We start from the raw sequence: 1,433 nt of genomic DNA, 5'->3' as shown, positions 1-1,433 counted from the left end.
TGGAGTGGTCCCCGGAAGTTGGACACGCAATTTAGGATCCTTCTTCAGGGAGTAGTCAGATGTACTTGAGAAGCACGTTGAGTCACTCCGATGCAGTGTCGGCAATCGAGTTGTTCGAGCAAGGGCTGACCGCGAAGTCCGTCGCGCTGACTCTTGATTTAGCACCTAACCCTGTCCAAATGTTGTATGAACGATGGCAGGTACGAGGATCGGGTGCGCTGATGACAAGAGACCGTAAGCAGTACGACATCGAAACCAAGCTCTTGATCGTGCGACGTCATCTTCAGGGCGTGTCCGGACGCGTCCTGGCCAAGGAGTACGGCCTTCCCTCTCCCGGCACCGTCACGAACTGGACGAGAATTTACCGGCGCGACGGTGAAGACGGCTTACGCCCGAAGAAACGGGGCCGGCCACCGGTCAATCGCGAGAATCCAGTTCCGGAGAGCGAGGTCGAGCAACTCCGAAGGGAGAACGAGCGGTTGCGTGCGGAGGTGGCGTACCTGGGAAAATTGCGGGCCTTGAGGGCACAGGAACGACGCTGAAAGTTCAAGCGATCAATGACCTCAAGGCCGACCACCGGTTGCCGCTGTTGCTGCACCTGGCAAAGATTCCCCGGTCCACGTTCTACGACCACCGCAACCGGCTCACCCGGCCGGATCGGCACGCGGAACTCAAAGAAGCAATTCGTCAGGTCTTCACGCAGGCCCGAAGCGCTTACGGGCATCGACGTGTCCTGGCCATGCTCCTGCGACAGGGATGGACAGTGTCGAAGAAGACCGTGCTGAAGCTCATGCGCGGGCTCGGATTGCAAAGCCCGGTCCGTCGCCGGCGCAGATACAACTCCTTCCGCGGCGAGGTCGGTAAGACGGCTGAGAACGTGTTGAACCGCAAGTTCGAGACCGCCGTCAAACACACCAAGTGGGCCACCGACGTCACCGAGTTCACGGTGGGCACCTCCAAGGTTTACGTTTCACCGGTCCTTGATCTCCATGACAACCGGATCGTCTCTGTCATGGCAGGTCCGTCTCCGAGCGTCAAAATGGTCACCGATGGCCTTCGCACTGCGATCAGCGGCCTCGCTCCGAACGAGCGACCCCTGGTCCATTCAGATCAGGGGTTTCAGTACCGGCATCCGCTCTGGCAGGACACGCTCCGCGAAGCCGGACTGACTCAATCGATGTCCCGTAAGGGCACCTGCTTGGATAACGCCTCCATGGAAGGGTTCTTCAGCCACCTCAAAGAGGAATGGTTCCGGATCCAGCAACCCAGGACCATCGAGCAGTTCCACACCGGTCTAACCGAGTATCTGCGTTGGTGGAACAGCACCCGAATCCAACGGAGACTCGGCTACCTCAGCCCCGACGAATACCTCGCTCACAACCTCGCCGGCGCGTAACGTTTAATTAGGAGTCCAACATTTAGGGACCAGTCCA

Annotated in this window: 2 protein-coding genes; both read left to right on the top strand. The window is 58.9% G+C overall.

The genetic code is table 11. The features are described 5' to 3' along the window. Nucleotides 1-59 precede the first annotated feature (59 nt). Complete coding sequence (locus RCH15_RS19020; RefSeq protein ID WP_326962212.1) at nucleotides 60-542, top strand: helix-turn-helix domain-containing protein; 483 nt, start codon at nucleotides 60-62, stop codon at nucleotides 540-542. 38 nt (nucleotides 543-580) lie between these two features. After that, nucleotides 581-1,396 (top strand): IS3 family transposase, encoded by an 816-nt coding sequence (locus RCH15_RS19015; RefSeq protein WP_326962211.1) that lies wholly within the window; start codon nucleotides 581-583, stop codon nucleotides 1,394-1,396. The last annotated feature ends 37 nt before the right edge of the window (nucleotides 1,397-1,433 follow it).

The sequence above is a fragment of the Arthrobacter sp. MP_M4 genome, assembly GCF_035984855.1.
GTDB lineage: Bacteria > Actinomycetota > Actinomycetes > Actinomycetales > Micrococcaceae > Arthrobacter.
This window is presented reverse-complemented; position numbering and strand designations above follow the sequence as displayed.